18 protein-coding genes and 1 pseudogene are annotated in these 21,711 nt (G+C 67.5%); 8 read left to right on the top strand and 11 right to left on the bottom strand.

Annotation, left to right across the window (positions count from 1 at the left end; genetic code table 11):
• Nucleotides 1-64 precede the first annotated feature (64 nt).
• Both CE453_RS05340 and CE453_RS05335 read left to right on the top strand, forming a co-directional pair.
• A pseudogene (locus tag CE453_RS05340) lies at nt 65-961 on the top strand (tyrosine recombinase XerC); the annotation flags it as partial.
• A gap of 136 nt (nt 962-1,097) precedes the next feature.
• Nucleotides 1,098-1,658 (top strand): DUF4337 domain-containing protein, encoded by a 561-nt coding sequence (locus CE453_RS05335; RefSeq protein ID WP_248307960.1) that lies wholly within the window; start codon nt 1,098-1,100, stop codon nt 1,656-1,658.
• Nucleotides 1,659-1,667: 9 nt separating this feature from the next.
• Here the strand turns inward: CE453_RS05335 and CE453_RS05330 are convergent, their stop codons facing one another.
• Genes CE453_RS05330 through CE453_RS05310 form a run of 5 tightly spaced genes read right to left on the bottom strand, consistent with a single transcriptional unit; the run spans nt 1,668 to nt 7,214 of the window.
• On the bottom strand, nt 1,668-2,468 hold the full coding sequence (locus CE453_RS05330; RefSeq protein WP_089173639.1) for an SDR family NAD(P)-dependent oxidoreductase: 801 nt from the start codon (nt 2,466-2,468) through the stop codon (nt 1,668-1,670).
• A gap of 26 nt (nt 2,469-2,494) precedes the next feature.
• Complete coding sequence (locus tag CE453_RS05325; RefSeq protein ID WP_089173638.1) at nt 2,495-3,877, bottom strand: amidase; 1,383 nt, start codon at nt 3,875-3,877, stop codon at nt 2,495-2,497.
• A gap of 19 nt (nt 3,878-3,896) precedes the next feature.
• Nucleotides 3,897-4,757, bottom strand: a complete 861-nt coding sequence (locus tag CE453_RS05320; RefSeq protein WP_089173637.1) for an ABC transporter permease — start codon at nt 4,755-4,757, stop codon at nt 3,897-3,899.
• A complete protein-coding gene (locus CE453_RS05315; protein WP_089173636.1) occupies nt 4,754-5,698 on the bottom strand; it encodes an ABC transporter permease in 945 nt (314 codons plus the stop codon). Before CE453_RS05315 ends, CE453_RS05320 begins: the two co-directional genes overlap by 4 nt.
• 25 nt (nt 5,699-5,723) lie before the next feature.
• Entirely contained in the window at nt 5,724-7,214 is a 1,491-nt protein-coding gene (locus tag CE453_RS05310) for an ABC transporter substrate-binding protein (RefSeq protein WP_089173635.1), read from the bottom strand.
• A gap of 181 nt (nt 7,215-7,395) precedes the next feature.
• On the opposite strand from CE453_RS05310, the gene uxaC reads away from it, so the two are divergent.
• The 3 genes from uxaC (at nt 7,396) to CE453_RS05295 (ending at nt 11,187) form a co-directional block, all read left to right on the top strand.
• The gene (gene uxaC, locus CE453_RS05305; RefSeq protein WP_198302267.1) at nt 7,396-8,799 is read left to right on the top strand and encodes a glucuronate isomerase; all 1,404 of its coding nucleotides are present in this window, start codon (nt 7,396-7,398) and stop codon (nt 8,797-8,799) included.
• A complete protein-coding gene (locus CE453_RS05300) occupies nt 8,796-10,265 on the top strand; it encodes a mannitol dehydrogenase family protein (RefSeq protein WP_089173633.1) in 1,470 nt (489 codons plus the stop codon). The genes uxaC and CE453_RS05300 overlap by 4 nt, the downstream gene beginning before the upstream one ends.
• A gap of 91 nt (nt 10,266-10,356) precedes the next feature.
• Nucleotides 10,357-11,187 (top strand): transporter substrate-binding domain-containing protein, encoded by an 831-nt coding sequence (locus CE453_RS05295; RefSeq protein WP_089177720.1) that lies wholly within the window; start codon nt 10,357-10,359, stop codon nt 11,185-11,187.
• 3 nt (nt 11,188-11,190) lie between these two features.
• Here the strand turns inward: CE453_RS05295 and CE453_RS05290 are convergent, their stop codons facing one another.
• Entirely contained in the window at nt 11,191-12,342 is a 1,152-nt protein-coding gene (locus tag CE453_RS05290; protein WP_089173632.1) for an amidohydrolase, read from the bottom strand.
• A gap of 216 nt (nt 12,343-12,558) precedes the next feature.
• Here CE453_RS05290 and CE453_RS05285 point away from each other — a divergent pair, with 216 nt between their 5' ends.
• Both CE453_RS05285 and CE453_RS05280 read left to right on the top strand, forming a co-directional pair.
• Nucleotides 12,559-14,268 (top strand): lysine--tRNA ligase, encoded by a 1,710-nt coding sequence (locus CE453_RS05285; RefSeq protein WP_089173631.1) that lies wholly within the window; start codon nt 12,559-12,561, stop codon nt 14,266-14,268.
• Nucleotides 14,269-14,274: 6 nt separating this feature from the next.
• Nucleotides 14,275-14,955, top strand: a complete 681-nt coding sequence (locus CE453_RS05280; protein WP_089173630.1) for a nitroreductase — start codon at nt 14,275-14,277, stop codon at nt 14,953-14,955.
• A 10-nt stretch (nt 14,956-14,965) separates the two neighbouring features.
• Here CE453_RS05280 and CE453_RS05275 read toward each other — a convergent pair whose 3' ends face one another.
• On the bottom strand, nt 14,966-16,024 hold the full coding sequence (locus CE453_RS05275) for a DUF808 domain-containing protein (RefSeq protein WP_089173629.1): 1,059 nt from the start codon (nt 16,022-16,024) through the stop codon (nt 14,966-14,968).
• A gap of 197 nt (nt 16,025-16,221) precedes the next feature.
• On the opposite strand from CE453_RS05275, the gene CE453_RS05270 reads away from it, so the two are divergent.
• Entirely contained in the window at nt 16,222-16,971 is a 750-nt protein-coding gene (locus tag CE453_RS05270) for an enoyl-CoA hydratase-related protein (RefSeq protein ID WP_089173628.1), read from the top strand.
• A 9-nt stretch (nt 16,972-16,980) separates the two neighbouring features.
• On the opposite strand, the gene CE453_RS05265 is transcribed toward CE453_RS05270, so the two are convergent.
• The 4 genes from CE453_RS05265 to CE453_RS05250 form a co-directional block, all read right to left on the bottom strand.
• Nucleotides 16,981-18,486, bottom strand: a complete 1,506-nt coding sequence (locus CE453_RS05265; protein WP_089173627.1) for a tripartite tricarboxylate transporter permease — start codon at nt 18,484-18,486, stop codon at nt 16,981-16,983.
• A 10-nt stretch (nt 18,487-18,496) separates the two neighbouring features.
• Nucleotides 18,497-18,988 carry a tripartite tricarboxylate transporter TctB family protein gene (locus CE453_RS05260; RefSeq protein WP_089173626.1) on the bottom strand — a complete coding sequence of 164 codons (492 nt, stop codon included), beginning with the start codon at nt 18,986-18,988 and terminating at the stop codon, nt 18,497-18,499.
• Between the two features lie 82 nt (nt 18,989-19,070).
• Nucleotides 19,071-20,060, bottom strand: coding sequence for a Bug family tripartite tricarboxylate transporter substrate binding protein (locus tag CE453_RS05255; protein ID WP_089173625.1), 990 nt, complete (start codon nt 20,058-20,060; stop codon nt 19,071-19,073).
• A gap of 127 nt (nt 20,061-20,187) precedes the next feature.
• Nucleotides 20,188-21,612 carry a serine protease family protein gene (locus tag CE453_RS05250; RefSeq protein WP_157732904.1) on the bottom strand — a complete coding sequence of 475 codons (1,425 nt, stop codon included), beginning with the start codon at nt 21,610-21,612 and terminating at the stop codon, nt 20,188-20,190.
• Nucleotides 21,613-21,711: the final 99 nt, after the last annotated feature.

Genomic DNA, 21,711 nt, shown 5'->3' with positions numbered 1-21,711 from the left:
GCTGCTGTTAAGGCAGGAGCGTCATGTTGCCCTCATGACCAATTTCGACTCGTTCCGGAGCGACTGGCTCAGCCACCTTTCGGCCGAGCGGCGCCTCTCGCCCAAGACGCTGGAAGCCTATGCGCGCGATCTCGGCCAGTTCGCCGCATTCCTCACCGAGCATCTCGATGGTGCCCCTTCGCTTGCGGATATCGCCGCTCTCAAGCCGGTCGACCTGCGCGCCTTTCTCGGCCAGCGCAGGCGGGACGGCGTCGGCAACCGCACGCTGATGCGCCAGCTCGCGGCCCTGCGCTCCTTCGCCCGCTTCGGCGAGCGCAACGGCAAACTCACCGCCGCAGCCTTCACCGCGACGCGCGGGCCGCGCCTCGGCAAGTCCCTGCCACGCCCGCTCGAACCCGCCTCCGCCCGCGCCGTAACCCAGGCCGACACCCGCGCCGGCGAGGAACGCGAGCAATGGATCCTCGCCCGCGATGCCGCCGTCCTCGGCCTGCTCTATGGCAGCGGCCTGCGCATCTCGGAGGCTCTCTCCTTGTCCCGTGCGCAGGCCCCGCAAAGCGCAGGCGAGACGCTCACGGTCCTCGGGAAGGGCAGCAAGACGCGGATGGTGCCGGTGCTGCCCGTCGTGGTCACGGCGATTGCCGAATATCTCAAGCTCTGCCCCTGGCGCCTGCCGCCGGAAGGCCCGCTCTTCGTCGGTGCCAAGGGCGGGCCACTCTCGCCCCGCATCATCCAGCTCGCCGTCGAAGGCTTGCGCGGCGCCCTCGGACTGCCTTCCTCGGCGACGCCGCACGCGCTGCGCCACTCCTTCGCGACGCATCTGCTCGGGCGCGGCGGCGATCTGCGCGCCATCCAGGAATTGCTCGGACACGCCTCGCTCTCGACGACACAGATCTACACCCGCATCGATTCCACACGGCTGATGGCGGCCTATGACGCCGCCCATCCACGCGCCGGGCGCTGACATCGGATTTCATCCGATGCAAGAAGATAACGGATCGCCATCTTGCGTCGGGCATGACGCTTGGCGATCCGACATCTTGCTGCCGTAACCGAAAGCCTTAAACAGCGCCGCCACAACGGCCTTGCGAGGTGATTCGGTGTCTGAACCCGTCGAGATTCCGGAAGGCGGCAACAAGCGCATCGCGCTGCTGATCGCTCTCCTCGCCCTCCTGCTCGCCTTCTCCGAGATCGGCGGCAAGAACGCCCAGCAGGAAGCCGTCGCCAAGAACATCGAAGCGTCGAATCTCTGGGCCTTCTTCCAGGCCAAGACGATCCGCGGCACGACGTTGCGCACCGCAGCCGAGGCCATGGAGGTTGAACTCGCCGGCGCGACTGACGACGCCGCCCGCGAGCGCCTGACCAAGCGCATCGAGAGCTGGAAGCAGACCGCTGCGCGCTACGATACCGAGCCCGAGACCAACGAAGGTCGCAAGGAGCTCGCGGCCCGCGCCAAGGCTGCGGAGGCGCGACGCGACCTTTCCGCCGCCCGCGACGAGAAGTTCGAGATATCCTCGGGCCTGATCCAGATCGCGATCGTGATCTCCTCCGCCGCGATCATCACCGGCGTGACGCTGCTCGCCTTCACCGGCGGTGCGCTCGGCCTTGCCGGCCTCGTGCTGATGCTCGTCGCTCAGTTCGCCCCGACCGCCCTGTTCTGAGAGCTTGCCTCAGTAGTGGATCGCCCCGCGCATGCCACCGCCGCAAGCGATGGCATCGCCATTGATCGCGACGCTGCGCGGCGAGGCCAGGAAGGCGACGATGTCGGCGATCTCCGCCGCAGCGACCAGACGGCCGATGGTAACGTTCGCGGCCATTCCGGCCTCGACCTCCGCTGCGGTCTTGCCGCTCGCTTTCGCCCGTCCTGCGACGAGCGAAGCCGTCTTTTCGGTCCGCGTCAGGCCAGGATGGACGACGGTGACGTTGATGCCCTGCGGCCCGAGCTCGTCGGCGAGGTTCTTGGTCAGCGCCGCCACGGCAACGTTGCGGATCGAGCCGATGGTCGAACCCGTCGAGCGTGCGGCTAGCCCGCTGATATTGATGATCCGGCCCCAGCCTTGGGACGCCATATGCGGCGCAGCCTCGCGCGCCATGCGCAGATAACCCATCACCTTGACGTTGACGTCGTCCCAGAACAGCGCGTCGGTGATTTCGCCGAGCTTCGGCGGTGGCGCCTGCCCACCCGGCTTGCCGGCCGCGTTCACCAGGATGTCGAGCCCGCCGAGCACCGAGACGGTGTGGCTGACCAGCGCCTTCACCGATTCGTCGAACTGCGTATCGACGGTATGGCCGATGATCTTGCGCCCGCTTTCGGCAGCGAGCGCCGAGGCCGCTTCCGCCAGCTCATCCTGGTTGCGGGCGGCAATGACGACGTCGACGCCTTCGAGCGCAAGCTGCCGCGCGATGGCGCGACCGATCCCCTTGCTGCCGCCGGTCACCAGCGCGCGCTTGCCCTTGAGCTGCAGATCCATGCCGTCCCTCCTGTTCGATCAACGCCTCAGGAAACGCGCGGCCAGGCGATCGGGCCGCGCATCTTTTCCCAGGCTCGCGCCATCCGCAGCACGCCGAGATCGTCGAAACGCTTGCCGGTAACCTGCAGGCCGATCGGAAGCCCCGCCGCCGTCGTCCCGGCATGGACCGAGATCGCCGGCTGGTCCGACATATTGGCCGCGACGGTGAAGCAGATATGCTCGAAAGGCCTGGCCGGATCGTTGACCGGCGAGGCCCATTCGGCCGGGAAGCTCGGCACCGGCGAGACAGGCGAGAGAATGAAGTCGTAAGGCTGGATCGCCTTCAGCGCCGCATCGCGCATCGCCATCATCTGGCTCATGCCGCGATAGATCCGCTCGCCCGGCAGGTCCTTTCCGCCTTCGGCCCATGCGAAGATGTAGGGCAGCACCTTGCCCTGCTTCTCCGCCGACAGCGCACCGATATCGACCCAGGCGCGTTGGCGCCAGAAATCATCGAGACCGTCGAGCATTGCACGGGTGATGTGCGGCGCCACCGGCTCGATGATCGCGCCGGCATCGGCGAAAGCCTTCGCCGCCGTTTCGATCGCAGCCTTCGTCTCCGGTTCAACGGCAAGGCCGATACCGGCATCCAATTGGAGACCGATGCGCAGCCCCTTCAGGTCGATGTCGAGTGCCTGCCAGTCGATATCCTGCAGCGGCAGGCTCATGCCGTCGCGCGCATCGGGCTTCGCCAGCTCGCGCATCATCAGCGCTGCATCCGCGACGGTGCGCGTCATCGGCCCGGCGACGCGGCCATAATAGGTCGGGTCGATCGGCACCCGCCCGAAGCTCGGCTTCAGCCCGACGAGCCCGCACCAGCCGGCCGGCAGGCGGATCGAGCCGCCGATATCGGTGCCGACATGCAAGGGGCCGTAGCCGGCAGCCCCAGCGGCGCCCGCCCCGGCCGAGGAGCCGCCTGGATTCTTCGTCACATCCCACGGATTGCGCGCGAGCTTGTGGAAACTCGACAGCCCGGAGGACAGCATGCCGTAATCGGGCATCGTGGTCTTGCCGAGGATGACGAGGCCGGCCTCGCGCAGCCTGGCTGCGGGCGGCGCATCGTCCGCTGCGGGTGCGAGATCGTTGGCGGCAGTGCCGAGCGGGACGGCGACGCCTTTCGTGCGGATGTTCTCCTTGATCGTGCCGGGCACGCCATCGAGCGGCAGCGCCTCGCCGCGTCGCCAGCGCGCCTCAGAGGCCTTGGCCTGCGCCCGTGCGGCTTGCTCATCATAGGCCCAGAGCGCATCCAGCTTCGGCTCGCACGCCGCGATGCGGGCGATGACATCCTCCGCCACCTCGACCGGCGAAAGCGAACGGTCGCGATAGGCGGCAAGCAGTTCGGCCGCGCTCAGATCGGCAAGGTCGGTCATCGAAGCATCCTCAAATCTCTCACCGGCTGCGGCGCAGGCGCGGATCGATCGCATCGCGCAAGCCGTCGCCGAGGAGGTTGAACCCCAGCACGGTCAGCGCGATCGCGGCACCCGGAAAGATCGCAAGCCAGGGCTGCGTCGCCATGAAGGTCTGCGCCTCGTTGAGCATCCGCCCCCAGGAGGGATTGGGCGGCTGCGTGCCGAGGCCGAGATAGGATAGCCCCGCCTCGGCCAGCACGGCGAGCGCGAACTGGATCGTCGCCTGCACCACCAGGATGCCGGCGATGTTCGGCAGCACATGATGGAGTGTGATCTGCCGGCTGGTGAGCCCCGCGGCCCGCGCCGCCTGGATGAAATCCTGCGTCCAGACCTGCAGCGCCGCGCCGCGTGCGAGCCGCGCGAAATAGGGCAGGTTCAACACGCCGATCGCGACGACGGCGTTGAGCATGCCGGGGCCGGCGATCGCGGTCATCATGATCGCCGTCAGCACGGCCGGGAAGGCATGGGTGAAATCGGCGGTCCTCATGATGATGTTGTCGAGGATGCCGTCGCGCCTGACGGCGGCGATCAGCCCGAGCCCGGTCCCGAGCACCATGCCGATGCCGACCGCGCCCAGCCCCACCGCCAGCGAATTGCGCGCGCCGACCATGATCATCGAGAAGACGTCCCGCCCGAACTGGTCGGTGCCGAACCAATGCGCCGCCGAAGGCCCCTGCAAACGCTTCAGCATCGCCATCTGCGTCGGCAGGTACGGCGTCCAGAGATAGGACACCAGAGCCAGCGCGACGACAGCGAGGCTCAACACCGCCCCGATCACGAAGGAGGGCGAGAGCCACCAGCGCCGCTTGCCGCCGGGCGCCTTGTCGGCAGCCGCACTCATGCCTGCCTCAATCGCGGGTCGATCAGGCCATAGAGCAGCTCGACAGCGAAGTTGATCAGGATGGCGAGGCCGGCGAACAGCATGACGAGGTCCTTGACCACGATCAGGTCATGCTGGGCGATGGCCTGGAAGACCAGCCGTCCCAGCCCCGGCAGGGCGAAGACGTTCTCGATGATGATCGCGCCTGCGATCAGCACGGAGAATTGCAGCCCCAGGATCGTCACCACCGGGATCAGGGCGTTGCGCAGCGCGTGCCGGCGCATCGTCACGCCCTCGCTCAGCCCCTTGGCGCGGGCGGTGCGGACGAAATCCTCCTGCAGCGTATCGAGCATGGCCGAGCGCGTCACCCGCGCGATGATCGCCGCCTGCGGCAAGGCGAGCGCCAGCGCCGGCATGGCGAGCGATTTCAGCGCCACGCCGAGCCCTGCCTGCCAGCCGGGAAAGCCATTCGCCGGCAGCCAGCCGAGCCCGACCGCGAAGACGAGCACCAGCAGGAGACCGAACCAGAAATTCGGAATCGCGAGGCCGGCCTGCGCGAAGGCCATGACGCCGGCATCGGCCATCTTGCCGTGGCGCGAGGCGGCGAGCACGCCGAGCGGCATGCCGATCAGGATGGCGAGCAGGATGGCGAGCACGGCCAGAGGCAGAGTCACCGCCATGCGCTCGGCGATGAGCTGCGCCACCGGGACGCGATAAGTGTAGCTCAGGCCGAGATCGCCGGTGGCGAGCCCGCCGAGCCAGAGGAGGAAGCGCAGGGGCGCCGGCTTGTCGAGCCCCATCTCGGCATGGAGCGCGTTAAGCGCCTCGGGCGAGGCGTTGAGGCCGAGCGTCACCGCCGCCGGGTCGCCCGGCAGCACCTCCAGCACGAGGAAGATCACCAGCGCCGCAGCCAGCAGGGTCAGCACCAGCGCGACGAGGCGGCGCAGGATGTAGCCGATCACGGGATGGCTCCAGCGGAAACCGGCCTCAACGCCAGCGCAGCTCCGCCAACGGCGTCACCGGCAGCGGCCAGTCGGTCCACATGCCTTCCAGATTGGCCTTGGCGACGGTGATCTTCGGCAGGATGAACAGGAAGCCGTTGACCGCATCCTGCGCCAGCATGCGTTGCGCCTGCTTGTAGAGCTCGTTGCGCTCGCCCTCGTCGAGCGTGCCCGAGATCTTGGCGATCAGCGCCTTGAAGGCCGGGTTCTTGTACTGGAAGTAGTAGTCGTCGCGTGCATAGATATCGATGTCGAGCGGCTCGGTATGGGCGATGATGCTGAGGTCGTAGTCCTTGTTGCGGAAGACGCGCTCAAGCCATTGCGGGAATTCCAGCGGCTCGATCGAGGCCTTGATTCCGACCTGCGCCAAGAGCTCCGCGACGATCTCGCCGGCCCGGCGCGCATAGGACGGCGGCGGCAGTTTCAGCGTGCAGTTGAAGCCGTTCGGGAAGCCGGCTTCCTTGAGCAGCGCCTTCGCCTTTTCGGGATCGTAGGGATAGGTACCGGTCAGGTCGATATAGGCCGGGTGCAGCGGCGAGAAATGGCTGCCGATCAGCTGGACGTCGAAGCCGTAGACGCCGAGTGCGATGGTCTTGCGGTCGAGCGCGTGGGCGATCGCCTGGCGGACCTTGAGATTGTCGAAGGGCGGCTTGGCATTGTTGGTGGCGAGCACCGTCTCACCCTCGGTGCGACCGATCGTGACGGTGAGCTTGGGATCGGCCTTGAGCTGCGCGACTGCTTCCGGCGCCGAAAGATTGGTGTTGGCATCGACATCGCCTGCCTGCAGCGCCGCGACCTGCGCCTGCGGGTCGGACATGAAGCGGAAGGTCGCCTTTGCCAATGAGGGCTTCTGCCCCCAGTAGCCGTCGAAGCGAGCGAGCTCCAGCCTGTCACCACGGTTCCAGCGCGCGAACTTGAACGGGCCAGTCCCCACCGGATTGGTCTTGTTGTTGGCCGCGCTCGCCGGCGCGACGATCACCGCATCGCCCCAGGTCAGGCCATAGAGGAAGCTGGCGGTCGGCTGCTTGAGCTTGATCACCACTGTCGCCGGATCTGGCGTCGTGATCTCGGCGATCGGCGTGAAGAGCTGCCGTTGGGCATTGGTCGAATCCGGCGCCACCGCCCGCTCGAAGGAGAACTTCACCTGTTCCGCGGTGAAGGGCGTGTCGTCATGGAATTTCGCACCCTGCCGCAGCTTGAAGCGGTAGGTGACGTTGTCGGGAGCAAGCTCCCAGCTCTCGGCGAGGCAAGGCTGGATCGTGCCGGTCCGGTCCATCCTGACCAGGCCCTCGAAGATGTTCTGCAGCGTTACCTCGCGGATCGCCTGCGCGGCGCCGGAGGTCGGGTCGAGCGTCGGCGGCTCGAGTGTCATGCCGATGGTGACGCTGTCCTTCGCCTGGGCGAAAGCGATCACCGGCATCTGGGTTGCGACAGCGGTCAGACCCACCCCCGCCAGAAGTTCACGCCGCGTCGTCATCGTCCTCGCTCCGCACCGGTTGCGGCAGGCAAGATGGCTTGGCGACGAAGCCGCTTGCAAGCCCGCTTCGCGCGCCATCATGTGCTTACGAACAACGGTTGATCTGGCGCACTAGTATACCAGGCGATTGACCCTTGCCCGACGCGGTTCTAGAGATCGCCAATCATATCGGGAGATGCCCATGCTGCTGCACGACGATCGCCTCTTTCCCGCCGATCCGGTGACGCGCGGCATCGCGCGACGGCTCTTCGCCACGGTGCGCGACCTGCCGATCATCTCCCCGCACGGCCATACCGATCCGCGCTGGTACGCCGAGAACAACGCCTTTCCCGATCCGGCCACCCTCTTCGTCAAACCGGACCACTACATCTTCCGCATGCTTTATTCGCAGGGCGTCCGGCTCGAGCAGCTCGGCATCCCGCGCAAGGACGGCGCCGAGGTCGAGACCGATCCGCGCAAGATCTGGCAGCTCTTCGCCAGCCACTGGCATCTCTTCCGCGGTACGCCGACGCGGCTCTGGTTCGAGCACGCGGCCTCGACCATCTTCGGTGTCAACGAGCGGCTGAATGCCGAGAATGCCGACCGGATCTACGACAAGATCGCCGCCAAGCTGGAAGAGCCGGAGCTGCGTCCCCGCGCCCTGTTCGAGCGCTTCAACATCGAGGCGATCAGCACGACCGAAGGCGCGCTCGACGATCTCAGATGGCATGACATGGTCCGCGACTCCGGCTGGGGCGGCAAGGTCGTCACCGCCTATCGTCCCGACGGCGTCGTAGACCCGGAATTCGAGGGCTTCGCCGGCAATCTCGAAAAACTCGGCGAGCTGACGGGCGAGGATATCGGCAGCTGGACCGGCTATCTCGCGGCCCACCGCAAGCGGCGCGCCTATTTCAAGGAGCGCGGCGCCACCTCCTCCGACCACGGCCATGCCACGGCGCGCACCGCCAACCTCTCAGATGCCGAGGCCGAGAAGCTCTACGCCAAGATCCTCAAGGGCAAGGTCTCGGCCAAGGATGCCGACCTGTTCCGCGGCCAGATGCTGACCGAAATGGCGAAGATGAGTCTCGATGACGGGCTCGTCCTGCAGATCCATCCGGGATCCTACCGCAATCACAACCCCTATCTGTTCGAGCATTTCGGCCGCGACATGGGTTGCGACATCCCGACCGCGACCAACTATGTCGAGGCGCTGAAGCCCCTGCTCGATGCCGTCGGCAACGAGCCGAACCTCACCGTCATCGCCTTCACGCTCGACGAGACGGTCTATTCGCGCGAGCTCGCACCGCTCGCCGGACATTATCCGGCGCTGCGTCTCGGGCCGGGCTGGTGGTTCCTCGACGCACCGGAGGCGATGCTGCGCTTCCGCGAGCTGACGACCGAGACGGCCGGGTTCTACAACACCGTCGGCTTCAACGACGACACCCGCGCCTATCTCTCGATCCCCGCCCGCCACGACCTCGCGCGGCGCGTCGACTGCGCCTATCTCGCCAAGCTCGTCGCCGAGCACCGGCTGGACGAGGACGAGGCGGCCGAAGTCGCGCATGACCTCGCCTATCGCCTCGCCAAGGAGGCCTACAAGCTGTGACCCGCCTCTCCGCTTCAACCCTCGCAAGCCTGCCGGCCACGGTTCGCCGCCCGACCTATGATCGCTCGGCCCTCGAGCCCGGCATCGTCCATCTCGGCCTTGGCGCCTTCGCCCGCGGTCACCTCGCCGAGTACACCGAGGATGCGCTTGAGACATCCTTCGGCGCCTGGGGCATTGTCGGCGCCAGCTTGCAGCGTCCCGACCAGCGCGACCGGCTGAGGCCGCAGGACGGGCTCTACACGTTGCTCAAGCTCGCCCCGGCGGGGCCGGAGCTGCGTGTCATCGGCTCGGTGCTGGACGTTCTGGTTGCGCCGGAAGGACCGGCCAACCTCGTCGCCAAGCTGGCCTCGCCCGAGACCCGCATCGTCTCGCTCACCGTCACCGAGAAGGGCTATTGCCACGACCCGGCGACCGGGAAGCTCAAGGCCGATCATCCCGACATCGTCCACGATCTTGCCAATCCGAATACGCCGCGTTCGGCGGTCGGCATTCTCGTCGCCGGCCTGAAGGCGCGCCGCGATGCGGGGCTCGGGCCATTCACCGCGCTCTGCTGCGATAACCTGCCCTCCAACGGCCATGTTCTGCGCGGCCTCGTCCGCGACTTCGCAGCGCTCATGGACGACAAGCTCGCGGCCTGGATCGAGGCCAACGGCGCCTTTCCCGCCACGATGGTCGACCGCATCGTCCCCGCCACGACCGAGGCGGACATCGCCGAGGTCACCAGGCTGATCGGCCAGGACGACGCCGCTCCGGTGATCGGCGAGCCCTTTCGGCAATGGGCGATCGAGGACGTCTTCGTCGATGGCCGGCCCGCCTGGGACCAGGTCGGCGCGCAGATGGTCTCGGAGGTCGCACCCTTCGAATTCATGAAGCTGCGCATGCTGAACGGCGCGCATTCCTCGCTCGCCTATCTCGGCTATCTCGCCGGCCACGAGACGGTGGCCGAGGCCAGCGGCGATCCAGTCTTCGCCCGCTTCCTCGCCGGGCTCTGGGACGAGATCATCCCAACCGTGCCGGCACCGCAGGGCGTCGTGCTGGCGGATTATGCCAAAGCCCTGCTTGCCCGCTTCCAGAACCCCGCCATCCGTCACCGCACCTGGCAGATCGCCATGGACGGCTCGCAGAAGCTGCCGCAGCGCCTGCTCGGCACCATCCGCGAACGCTTGAAGGCCGGAGCCCCGATCGACCATCTCGCACTCGGCGTCGCCGCCTGGATGCGCTACGTCACCGGCCTTGACGAGAAGGGCGGCGCTATCGACGTGCGCGATCCGCTGGCGGCCGAGCTGAAGCGCCGCGCTGACGCGGCCGGGCGCAATGCCGAGGCCTTGTGCGCGAGCCTGCTCGGCATCGAGGCGATCTTCGGGGCGGATCTGCCGGGCGACCAGCGGTTTACAAAACCGGTTGTCGCTCATCTCGCCGCACTGTTCGACAAGGGCGCCAAAGCGACGGCGGCGAGCCTGGGCTGAAACCCGGCTTCGGCTCGGGCGCTGCGCGACGACGTCCCGAGCCTGACGCAACCCCTTGATCCCGCGCCCCATCCGGCGCCAGATGCGCGCGATGCTTCGCGCGCTCACCGCCCTCGCCTTCACACTCCTCATTGCCGCCACTGCCGCGGCGCAGGAGGCGCCGCGCGTCGCCATCCCGAATTTCTGGGACCCGCGCATCCGGCTTGACCGGCCCGAGCCCGGCCCGCCACGCGTGGTGCGTTTCCTCACCGATGACGACTATCCGCCCTTCCATTTCGCCGGGCCGGACGGGGCGCTGACCGGCTTCTCGGTCGAGCTCGCCCGCGCCATCTGCGACAAGCTCGGCTGGACCTGCACGATCCAGCCACGCCGCTTCGACACCTTGCTGGATTCACTCGGCGAGGGCCGCGGCGATGTGCTGGCCGCGGCGATGAACCTGACGCCGGCGATCCGCGAGCGCTTCGCGGCGAGCCACCTCTATTTCCGCGTGCCGGCCCGCTTCGTCACCACGCGCGGCAATGTCCGGGCCGAGCTCGACGGCGAAAGCCTGCAGGGCCGCCGCGTCGCTGTCGTCTCCGGCACGGCGCACCAGGCCTTCCTCGAGCGGCTGATGCCCTTCGTGCAGCGCCGCGAGGCGAGCAATCTGAACGCCGCGGTCGCGGCCCTGCGCAGCGGCGATGCCGAATATATCTTCGGTGACGGCACCGCCCTCGCGCTGCTGATTTCCGCGAGCGGCGGCGAGCTCGCCTTCTCCGGCGGGCCCTATCTCGAAAGCCGCTATTTCGGGGAGGGCGTCGCCTTCCTGCTGCGCAAGGACGATCCGGCCCTGAAGCGCGCCATCGACTACGCACTCCAAGGCCTTTGGGACGACGGCAGCTACAGCCGTCTCTATCTGCGCTTCTTCCCGGTCAGTCCGTTCTGAGGCTCAGGGCGCGTTGCTGGTCAGCGCCTGCTTCGCCACGGCCGCGAGCCAGCCGGATGCGGCAGGCAGGATCGCGTCGTTGAAGTTGTAGCGGTCGTTGTGCAGGTCGCCGCCGTTCACCGAAGGGCCGTTGCCCATCCAGATGTAGCAGCCGGGCCGCTTCTCCAGGAAATAGGCGAAATCCTCGCCGGTCGTGCTGGCCTTCATGTCGCGCCGGACCGGAAGGCCCGCGGCCTCGCCGGCAGCGGCCGCCATGTCCTCTTCCGGCGCCGTGTTGATCGTGGCGACGCCGCGCGTCGTCTCGACCTCGGCGGTCATCTCGAAGGTCGCGGCGATGTTCTGCGCGATGCCGTTGAGACGCGCCAGCAGCCGGTCGCGCACCGCCGGCACGAAAGTGCGGAAGGTGCCCTCGATATACACGTTCGTCGGGATCTGGTTGGAGGCGAGCCCGCCATGCACCTGGCCGATCGAAACCACGGCCGACTCCATCGGGTCGACATTGCGCGAGACGATCGTCTGCAGCGCGACGATGAGGTGGCCCATCGCGACGATCGGGTCATGGGTCTGCTCAGGCAGCGCGGCATGGCCTGCCTTGCCGGTCAGCGTGATCTTGAACCGCCCGGGCTCGGACATCACCGGTCCGCGATGCACCGCGACGGTACCCGCTTCCAGCCCCGGCCAGTTATGCAGTGCGAAGACGCGCTCCATCGGGAAGCGCTCCAGCACGCCGTCTTCGAGCATTGCGAGCGCGCCGCCGGTCCCCTCTTCCGCCGGCTGGAAGATGAACTGCACCGTGCCGCTCCAGCCCTCATCGGCCTTGAGCAGCGCCGCGGCACCCAGAAGCGAGGTGGTATGCCCGTCATGGCCGCAGGCATGCATCACATTGGGCGTCTTCGACTTGTAGGGAAGGTCGTTGGCTTCCTGGATCGGCAGCGCGTCCATGTCGGCGCGCAGGCCCACGGTGCGCTCCGACGAGCCCCGCTTCAGCGTCGCCACCACGCCATAGCCGCCGACATTGGCCGTAAAAGGAATGCCGAGCTCTGTCAGCTTCTCCTGCACGAAGGCGCTCGTCATCTTCTCCTGGCGTCCGAGTTCCGGATGAGCGTGGAGATGTCGTCGCCAGGCGGTCAGCTTGTCGAGCAGGTCGCGGTCCAAGGCGGCATCCTTTCAAGGCATGATCGAATTCGAAAAAGGGGCGGCCCGAGCCTATACGGCCGCAGCGAGCCGGCAAGGCGTTCCGGCGGGGGCCGCACCCCCATTTGCCGCATTCCGGCCCCACGCGCGCATTGACGGCGCCCTTCGCAATCTGCGAAAGCCCCTTCTTCGCTTTTGCGATAGCGCCCTGCCACCCAGGAGAGGACACCAGCCCCTATGCCCGCCTTCGACGCAGCCCTTGTTGACGCCGCCCAGCGTTCGGCCGCCTGGCCGTTCGAGGAGGCGCGCAAACTGGTGGCCCGCATCGAGAAATCCGGCAAGAAAACGGTGATCTTCGAGACCGGCTATGGCCCCTCGGGCCTGCCGCATATCGGCACCTTCGGCGAGGTCGCGCGCACCTCCATGGTCCGCCATGCCTTCCGCGTGCTGACCGGCAACACCATCCCGACCCGGCTCGTCGCCTTCTCGGACGACATGGACGGCCTGCGCAAGGTACCGGACAACGTGCCGAACAAGGAGCTGCTCGCCGCCAATCTCGGCAAGCCGCTCACCGAAGTGCCGGATCCCTTCGGCACGCATGACTCGTTCGGCCGGCACAACAATGCCCGCCTGCGCGCCTTCCTCGACGGCTTCGGTTTCGACTACGAGTTCAAGTCCTCGACCGACTCGTATCGGGCCGGCGAGTTCGACGCGACGCTGCTCAAGATGCTCGCCCGCTACGACGCGGTGATGAAGATCATGCTGCCGACGCTACGCGAGGAGCGGGCCGCGACCTATTCCCCCTTCCTGCCGATCCACCCAAAGACGCGCGTCGTCATGCAGGTGCCGATCGACGAGGTCGATGTCGAGGCCGGCACCGTCGCCTGGACCGACCCCGAAACGAAGGAACGCTTCGTCTCCCCGGTCACCGGCGGCCATGTGAAGCTGCAGTGGAAGCCGGACTGGGCGATGCGCTGGGTCGCGCTCGGCGTCGATTACGAGATGGCCGGCAAGGACCTGATCGACTCGGTCAAGGTCTCCTCGCAGATCGCCCGTGCGCTCGACGGCACGCCGCCGGAGGGCTTCAACTACGAGCTCTTCCTCGACGAGCAGGGCCAGAAGATCTCGAAGTCGAAGGGCAACGGCCTGACCATCGAGGAATGGCTGACCTACGGCCCGCCGGAGAGCCTGGCCCTCTACATGTTCCAGCGCCCGCGCGAGGCCAAGAAGCTGCATTTCGACGTGATCCCGCGCGCGATCGACGAATACCTCCAGTTCCTCAACGGCTATGAGCGGCAGGACTGGAAGAACCGCCTCGGCAACCCGGTCTGGCACATCCACGCCGGAAACCCGCCGGCGCCGGAGGTCATCGCCTCGGGCGAAGGCGACAATGCGGTGAAGACGCAGGTTACCTTCGGCCTGCTGATGAACCTCGTCGCCGTGGCGAATTCCGAGGACAAGTCCGTGCTCTGGGGCTTCCTGCAGCGCTACGCGCCCGGCATGTCGCCCGCGACGCATCCGCGCCTCGACGCGTTGGTCGGCTACGCGATCGCCTATTTCCGCGACTTTGTGAAGCCGGCGAAGAGCTATCGCCCGGCCGACGAGGTCGAGCGCGACGCCTTCGCCAAGCTCGACGCCGCCCTGGCCGCCTTGCCGGCCGACCCCACGCCCGAGATGGTGCAGGACACGGCACTGGACGTCGCCCGCGCGATCCCGCGCTACCAGAACCTCAATGCCAAGAACGCGACGCCGGAGCGTCCCGGCGTCTCGGGCGACTGGTGGAAGGCGATCTATCAAGTGATGTTCGGCGAGGACCAGGGCCCACGCTTCGGCTCCTTCGCCGCGATCTACGGCCTGCCCAATACGCGTGCCCTGATCGCCAAGGCGCTGGCCGGCGACCTCGTCCGCGAGCACGCCGCCTTCCTTGAGAAGCGCAAGGCGGGATAGCGCAGGATGACCGGAGCCGAGGCCGTCGAACAGGCGATCCTGAAGCGCCGCTCGGTTCGGGCCTTCCTGCCCGATCCCGTCGATCCGGCCCTGCTGCGCCGCCTGATCGAGCTGGCAGCGCGGGCGCCATCCGGCACCAACATGCAGCCCTGGAAGCTGCGTGTGATCGGTCCGCGATCGCGGGCGCGGCTCGAGGCGGCCCTCGCAGCCGCGCTCGAGGCCGGCGAGCGCCCCGGCCTCGAGGAATATCGCTATTATCCCGAGCAGTTCCGCGAGCCCTACCTCTCCCGCCGCCGCAAGCTGGGCTGGGATCTCTACGGCCTGCTCGGTGTCGTCAGGGGCGACTATGAGGGCATGATGCGCCAGGTCGCCGCCAATCTGCGCTTCTTCGATGCGCCGGTCGCGCTGATGCTGACCATCGACCGTGATCTGGAGATCGGCTCCTGGCTCGATCTTGGCATGTTCATCGAGAATCTGCTGATCGCGGCCCAGGGCCACGGTCTCGATTCCTGCCCTCAGGCGATCTTCGCCCAGTTCCACACCATCGTGCGGAGCGAGCTCGCCATCCCCGAAAACGAAATCGTGGTCTGCGGCATCGCCATAGGCAAGGCCGATCCCGCGGCGCCAGCCAACCGCCTCGTGCCCGAACGCGAGCCGGTCGAGACCTTCACCACCTGGCTGGATTGATCAGCAGAGGCTATCCGCCGAGCGGTACCTTGCGCTCGTCCTTGCGGAACAGCTTCAGGCTCGGGCTCACCACCCAGTGCATCGCGACGATGGCGATGCCGCCGATGACGAGCCCGAACACTGCCGACAGCGCCGCCCCGGCAAGCCATTCGCCAGTCGCCTCGACCGCAGCCGGCAGGAACCGCCCGGCCGCCGCCGCTAGATCGTGGATGCCGTGGCCGAGCACGGCGAGTCCATAGCCTTCGAGACCGTGGATGATGATGCCGCCGCCGACCCAGAGCATCGCAGCTGTGCCGACGATGCCGAGCAGATCGAGGAATAGCGGCATCCCGAGCACGAGGCCCCGCCCGAGCGGTCGCGTCAGCCATCGCAGCGCGCGGTCTAGCCCACCCGCCTCGCCGGCTGGCAGGCTGCGCAGGCCCAGCAGGCTCGCCGCAGGGCGCTGATTGGCCGCGAGCGCGACGCCGACATCATCCGCCTTCACGATCAGCGCGACGACACCATAGACCGCGATGGTGATACCGATGCCGACCAGCGCCAACACCACCGCCTGCATCCAGAAGCTCTGATCGGATACGCCGGCCAGTGTGATCGCCATGATCTCGGCCGAGAGGATGAAATCCGTCTTGATCGCACCCGCGATCTTCTGCTGTTCGAGCGCCGTCGGATCGCCCGCCGCGCCGCCCGCCTTGGCGTCGCCGTGCGATCCGTGCGGCAGCACCAGTTCCAGCACCTTCTCGGCGCCCTCGAAGCAGAGGAAAACGCCACCAGCCATCAGCAGCGGCGTGATTGCCCAAGGCGCAACCAGCGCCAGCACGAGGGCGCCCGGCAACAGGAAAAGGAGCTTGTTGCGCAGCGAGCCCAGCGCGATCCGCCAGATGATCGGCAGCTCCCGCGCCGCAGCGAAGCCAACAGCGTAGCGTGGCGTCACCGCGGCGTCGTCGATGACGACACCCGCTGCCTTAGCACCGGCCTTCGTCGCCTGCGCCACCACGTCATCGACGGAAGAGGCCGCGACCTTGGCGATGCCGGCGACATCGTCGAGCAGTGCGAACAGACCGGATGCCAAGCCATTCTCCTCTGGTTGCGCCGTCGGCAAGATAAGAGCTCGCGCGCACCACGCAATCTCTCAAGCCAGGCGTTTACCCATATGACATTGACCTGCCTTGGAAGCGCGGCCTGACGAAAGGCGAATCCGCCCTCGCTTGACCCTCGGCGAAACCGCATGCCATCCCCACAGGCCAGTTTCCGAAAGGGCGGACCGAGATGAGCGAAAGCGTGTTGAGCGAGATCGTCGCGGCGGGCGTCGTGCAGATCACGATGAACCGGCCGGATCGCAAGAACGCGCTCGACCGCGCGAGCTATACCGGGCTGATCGAGGCCATCGCCGGAGCGGAGGCCGACGACAGCATCCGCGCGATCCTGCTGACCGGAGCCGGCGGCTGTTTCACCAGCGGCAACGACATCAAGGATTTCGCCGCCGCGGCCGCGACCGGCGAAGGCGCGCGCGTCGCCATCGATTTCCTGAACGCGATCTCGACGGCGAAGAAGCCGATCGTCGCGGCCGTCGAGGGTTTCGCCGTCGGGATCGGTACGACGATGCTGCTGCATTGCGACCTCGCCTTCGCGGGCGCAACCGCGAGCTTCCGCCTGCCCTTCGTCGCGCTCGGCCTCTCGCCCGAAGGCGGCTCCAGCTATCTCCTGCCGCTCGTCGCCGGAGGCAAGAGGGCGGCGGAGCTGCTGATGCTGGGCGAGGTCTTCGACGCCGCGACGGCGGCTCGGGCCGGACTTCTCAACGCCGTGGTGACGGAAGGCACGGCGCTGGAGCACGCGCTCGCCAAGGCGAAGGCGCTGGCGGCCCTGCCGCCGCAATCCGTCGCCTTGACCAAGATGCTGCTGAAGCGCGGCACCGCCGAGGCGGTGGCCGAGACCATCGCCATCGAGGCCGACCATTTCGGCCAGCGCCTGCGCTCGGCCGAGGCCATGGCCGCCTTCGCGGCCTTCCTCAAGAAGTAGTGGCGACCCTCAGGCCGCCACCGCCCTGCGGCCCCTGAGCCAGTCGCGCGTCCAGGAGAACACCGGCCAGAGCAGCGCCGCGAAGGTCATCGCCGCCAGTACCGAGGACACGGGACGCTCGAAGAAGGGCAGCACCGAGCCGTCCGACTTGATCAGCGACGTCACGAAGTTCTGCTCCACCATCGTGCCCATGACGATGCCGAGCACCATCGCCGCGACCGGATAGCCGTTCTTCTCCATCACAAAGCCGATCAGGCCGAAGATCGCGACGCACCAGACCGCGAACAGGTTGTTACCTGCCGTGGCGAAGGCCCCCACTGCGCAGAAGATCATGATCACCGGCATCACCGCCGCGCGCGGCGCCCCGACGACACGGCTCGCCAGCCGGATCATGATGATGCCGAAGGGGATCATGATGATATTGCCGAGGATGAAGATGATGTAGAGCGCGTACATGCTCTCAGCCTGCGTGGTGAACAGCGTCGGCCCGGGATTCAGTCCCTTCATGTAGAGCACGCCGATGGCGATGGCCGTGATCGTATCGCCGGGAATGCCGAAGAGCAGCGCTGGCACCCAGCCCGAGGCGAGCGAGGCGTTGTTGGACGCGCCGGCCTCGATCAGCCCTTCCGGATGACCGGTGCCGAACTTCTCCGGCGTCTTCGAGAAGCGCTTGGCCATGGCGTAGCTGACCCAGGCCGCCATATCGGCGCCGGCGCCGGGCAACACGCCGATGATGATGCCGACGATGTTCCCGCGCGTCTGCTGCTTCGGATATTCCTTGGTGAGCTGCCACTGGCCCTTGAGGATCGAGCCGAGGCGCCGGTTCTCGATCTTCGGCGGGTCGCGCTCGGTCAACGAGCGCATCACCTCGGCCAGCGCGAAGACGCCGACCAGCGCCGGAATCACCTCGATGCCGCCGAGCAGATCGGTCGAGCCAAAGGTGAAGCGCGGCACGCCACCGGGATTGTCGATGCCGATGCAGGTGATCAGCAGGCCGAGCAGCATCGCCGCGATCGCCTTGATCGGCGAGGAGCGCGCCACCAGCGTCGAGCACATCAGGCCGAGCATGGCGAGCCAGAAATTCTCATAGGTCGAGAAGGACAGCGCCATCTCGGCGAGCAATGGCGCAATCAGCATCAGCGAGAGCGTGCCGGCGATGCCGCCGAGCGCCGAGAACCAGAGGCAGATGCCGAGCGCCGTCTCCGCCTGGCCCTTGCGCGTCATCGCATAGGCTTCATCCGTATAGGCAGCCGAGGCCGGCGTGCCAGGGATGCGCAGCAGGCAGCCTGGAATGTCGCCGGAGAAGATCGCCATCGCCGAGGCCGTGATGATCGTCGCGATCGCCGCGATCGGCGAGAGGTAAAAGGTGACCGGCACGAGCAGCGCCGTCGCCATCGTGGCCGAGAGGCCCGGCAGCGCGCCGACCGTCAGCCCGTAGAAGGCGGACGCGACAATGGCGACCATCACATCGAATTGGAAAACCAGCCCGAAAGCGTGGATGACCGTGTTCAGCATGGTCGAGCCCTCACCACGGGAACGGCAGGATGCCGCCCGGCAGAGGCACGCGCAGCAGCTTCAGGAAGATCAGGTTGATCGCGAAGGGCGCGATGATCGCCAGCGGCACGGCGAGCTTCGGCCTGGCGCCGAAGGCGAGGCTGCAGATCAGCACCATGATCGCCGCCGTCGGCAGGAAGCCGAGCGTCTCGGAGACGAGCGCGTAGAAGGCGAGCAGGGCCGGCGGCAGCAGGGCGAGCCAGTTGCGCCAAGGCGCCACCGGCTCGAGCGTCTCGGGCGCCGAATGAGTGACGACGTCAGCCTCGGCGACCTCCTCGAAATGGCGCCCGATGCCGAAGATGATCGCTGCGCCGCAGATCACCAGACCGGCGCCGATGACCATCGGAAAGGCGGAGGGCCCGACCTGCTGGCCGGGAACCGGCGGCAGCTTCGAGCCATAGATGAAGGCAGTGGCTCCCAATGCGGCAATGACGGAGCCGGAAATGCGGTCGGACAGTTGCACGGGGCAACCTCCCTGGATGTTCGGTGAGCGTCGAGACGAAAACGCCGGGAGCTTTCGCTCCCGGCGTCGCGATCGGATGCCGTCAGCCCTTGGCCAGCCCGGCGGCTTTCATCGCACTGGCCATCGACTTGTCGCTCTCGGCCATGAAGGACGCGAAGCCCGGCCCATCCGCGAACTTCATGCCGAAGCCGCGCGAGTTCATGAAGTCCTTGTAGTCCTTCGAATCGAACGCCTTCTTCAGCGCTGCAGTCAGCTTGGCCGCGATCTCGGGCGGCAGGTTCTTGGGCGCGCCGATGCCGCGCCAGGCGCCGATCGAGTAGTTGATGCCAAGCGTCTCGTTCAGCGTCGGCACGTCCTTGAACTGCGGGTTGCGCTCGCTCGCCATGATCGCCAGCGACTTCGCCTTGCCGGCGTCGATCATCGCGCGCGCTTCCGGCACCGAGCAGGTGACGATGTCGATGCCGCCCGCGGCCAGATCCTGCATGCCCGGAGCCGCGCCGTTCGACGGCACCCAGGCGACATGGTCGGGCTTCAGCCCCATGGCGACGAGCCAGCCGATCAGCGCAAGATGCCAGATGCCGCCCTGACCGGTACCCGAGGCCTTGAGCTTGCCGGGAGGAGCCGCCTTGATCGCTTCGGCCAGCGCCTTGATGTCCTTGTAGGGACCGGAGGTTGAGACCTGCACGCCCGGAGGATCTTCGTTCATCAGCGCGAGCGGCAGATAGCTCGCTGGCGTCAGCTCGGTCAGGCCCTGATGGTGCATCATGGCGATCTCGACCGTCAGCATGCCGATATTGTAGCCGTCCGGCGCCGCAGTCGCGATCGCCGAATGGCCGACGACGCCCGAGCCGCCAGTGCGGTTCACGACATTGACCGGCTGGCCGAGGTCCTTTTCGAGAAGCTGCGCGACGATGCGGGCCGTCGCATCGGTGCCTCCGCCCGCGCCCCAGGGGCAGATCATGGTCAGCGGCCGCGAGGGATAGTTCGCTTGCGCGATGGCAGGCGCGGCGATCAGGCCGGCGGCCCCCACCGCAGCGCCTTTGAGCACACTACGTCTGTCGATGCCCGTCATATCCAATGTTCCTCCGCTAAATCGTTTTAGGAAATGAGCGCTCCTCACCCGTGGCGGGGCGCTCTTCAGTAACGCGGTCATCTCAGCCGATCGGACGACCCATGACAACCGCTCATTTCGGCGGAGGTTAGATGCCGCAGACGAGGGGCAGCACCGCGCCCGAGGCCTTCTCCACCACGGCGCCGGTGCTCAGTTCGGCCCCGGCCGCAGCAGGCGGCAGCGACAGCCCAGCCTGGCTCAGCACGCCCTGGATCGCGGCCACATCCGCCAGCGCATAGGCACGCTGCGGCGCAATGCCGGCGACGAGCTGCTTGTCGGACGGATTGGCGGTGACCAGCCCGACGAGCCGACCCTGCCGGTCGAAGGCCGGGCTACCGGCCTGGCCGGGCTGCAGCGGCGCCGTGACCGTGGCGCCGGAAGCCGGGCGCGCAAGCTGTCCCGGCAAGGCGAGGGCGGCGCGCTTGCCGGCATCGTCCCCAAACGCAACCAGCACCAGCGCATCGCCGGCGCCCGGCGCCTGCCCGGCCAGGGCAGGGAGCTTGGCCGCCCCTGCCCCATCGAGGTCGAGCAGGATGAGCCCGCTCGCATCCTTGGCCCGCGGCCTGGCTGTCCGATTGCCAGCTCGCAGGGTACGGCAACCATCCACGGCGGCGGCGGCGCTGAGCGCGACCTTGTCGGAAAGCAGGATCGCGACACCGTAGCGTTCGTTGCTGCGCGCCGCGGGCTGCGTCAGCGGCGGAGCGGAAGCCGGCCCGGCCGCGCTCGCCACGGGTGCCCCGGTCACCGGAGCCGGCCCCGTCGGGAAGGGCTCGAAGCTCGCGGCAATCGCGATGACGAGCTTGTCGACGGTCGGCGCCAATGCCTTGTCGTAGCCGATCGAGAAGCCGCGCAGGCCCTGCGGCCCAGCCGAAAGCCGGCGATAGAATCGTCCGGTCGGCGTCTCGCCGGTGACGACGAAGAAATCCGGGCGCAGCAGCTTGTAGGTGATCTTGCGCGCGCTGTTCGGATTGACGGCGGTCGCCTTTTCGAACAGCGCCGCGAGATCGTCGCCTGGCGGCGAGGCGGAGGTGTCGAGCGTCACCTTCTCGTCGACGCTCTGCCAACGGCTTCCACCGGACGGCGTCACGTCGCGCTTCGGCAGGAGCTTGCCGGGAATTCCGATGCGCACGCCGGTCTTGTCGTCGTCGATCAGCCGGAAGCCGGCCGCATCGCGCGCCGCCTGAGCGGCCTTCGCCAGCGCGGCCCGGTCGGTCGGGGCGAGGATGCCGTCGGCCGGCCCGCGCCCGCCCTTCAGCGCATTGATCGCCTTGAAGGTCAGCGGGCCGAACGAGCCGCTGACCGCGCCGTTGAACTGGCCCGTCCAGATCAGATCGGTCTGTATCGCCTTGCGCTCGGGCTCGGGCAGGGCCTCGAAGCGCGCCTGCGCTGCCACCATCTGCGGATTCGGCGCCTGCGCCCCCGCTCCCGAAAGCGAAGCCGCCAGCAGCATCAGCCCGAGCGCGGCCGCGCCGGCAGGCTTGATTCGCAGTCGGGTTCCTCGGGCAGGCAGCATGATCTCGTCCTCTCGAGCAGGCACAGCAGCGGCATTGAGCGTCAGAACGCGCCGCCCTGCAACCGTGAGGCGGCAATCGAAAGCGGCAAAGGAAATCGG

It is taken from the genome of Bosea sp. AS-1 (genome assembly GCF_002220095.1).
In the GTDB taxonomy this organism is placed as follows: domain Bacteria; phylum Pseudomonadota; class Alphaproteobacteria; order Rhizobiales; family Beijerinckiaceae; genus Allobosea.
The sequence above is the reverse complement of the archived record's forward strand: the minus strand, read 5'-3'. Positions and strand labels throughout refer to the sequence as shown.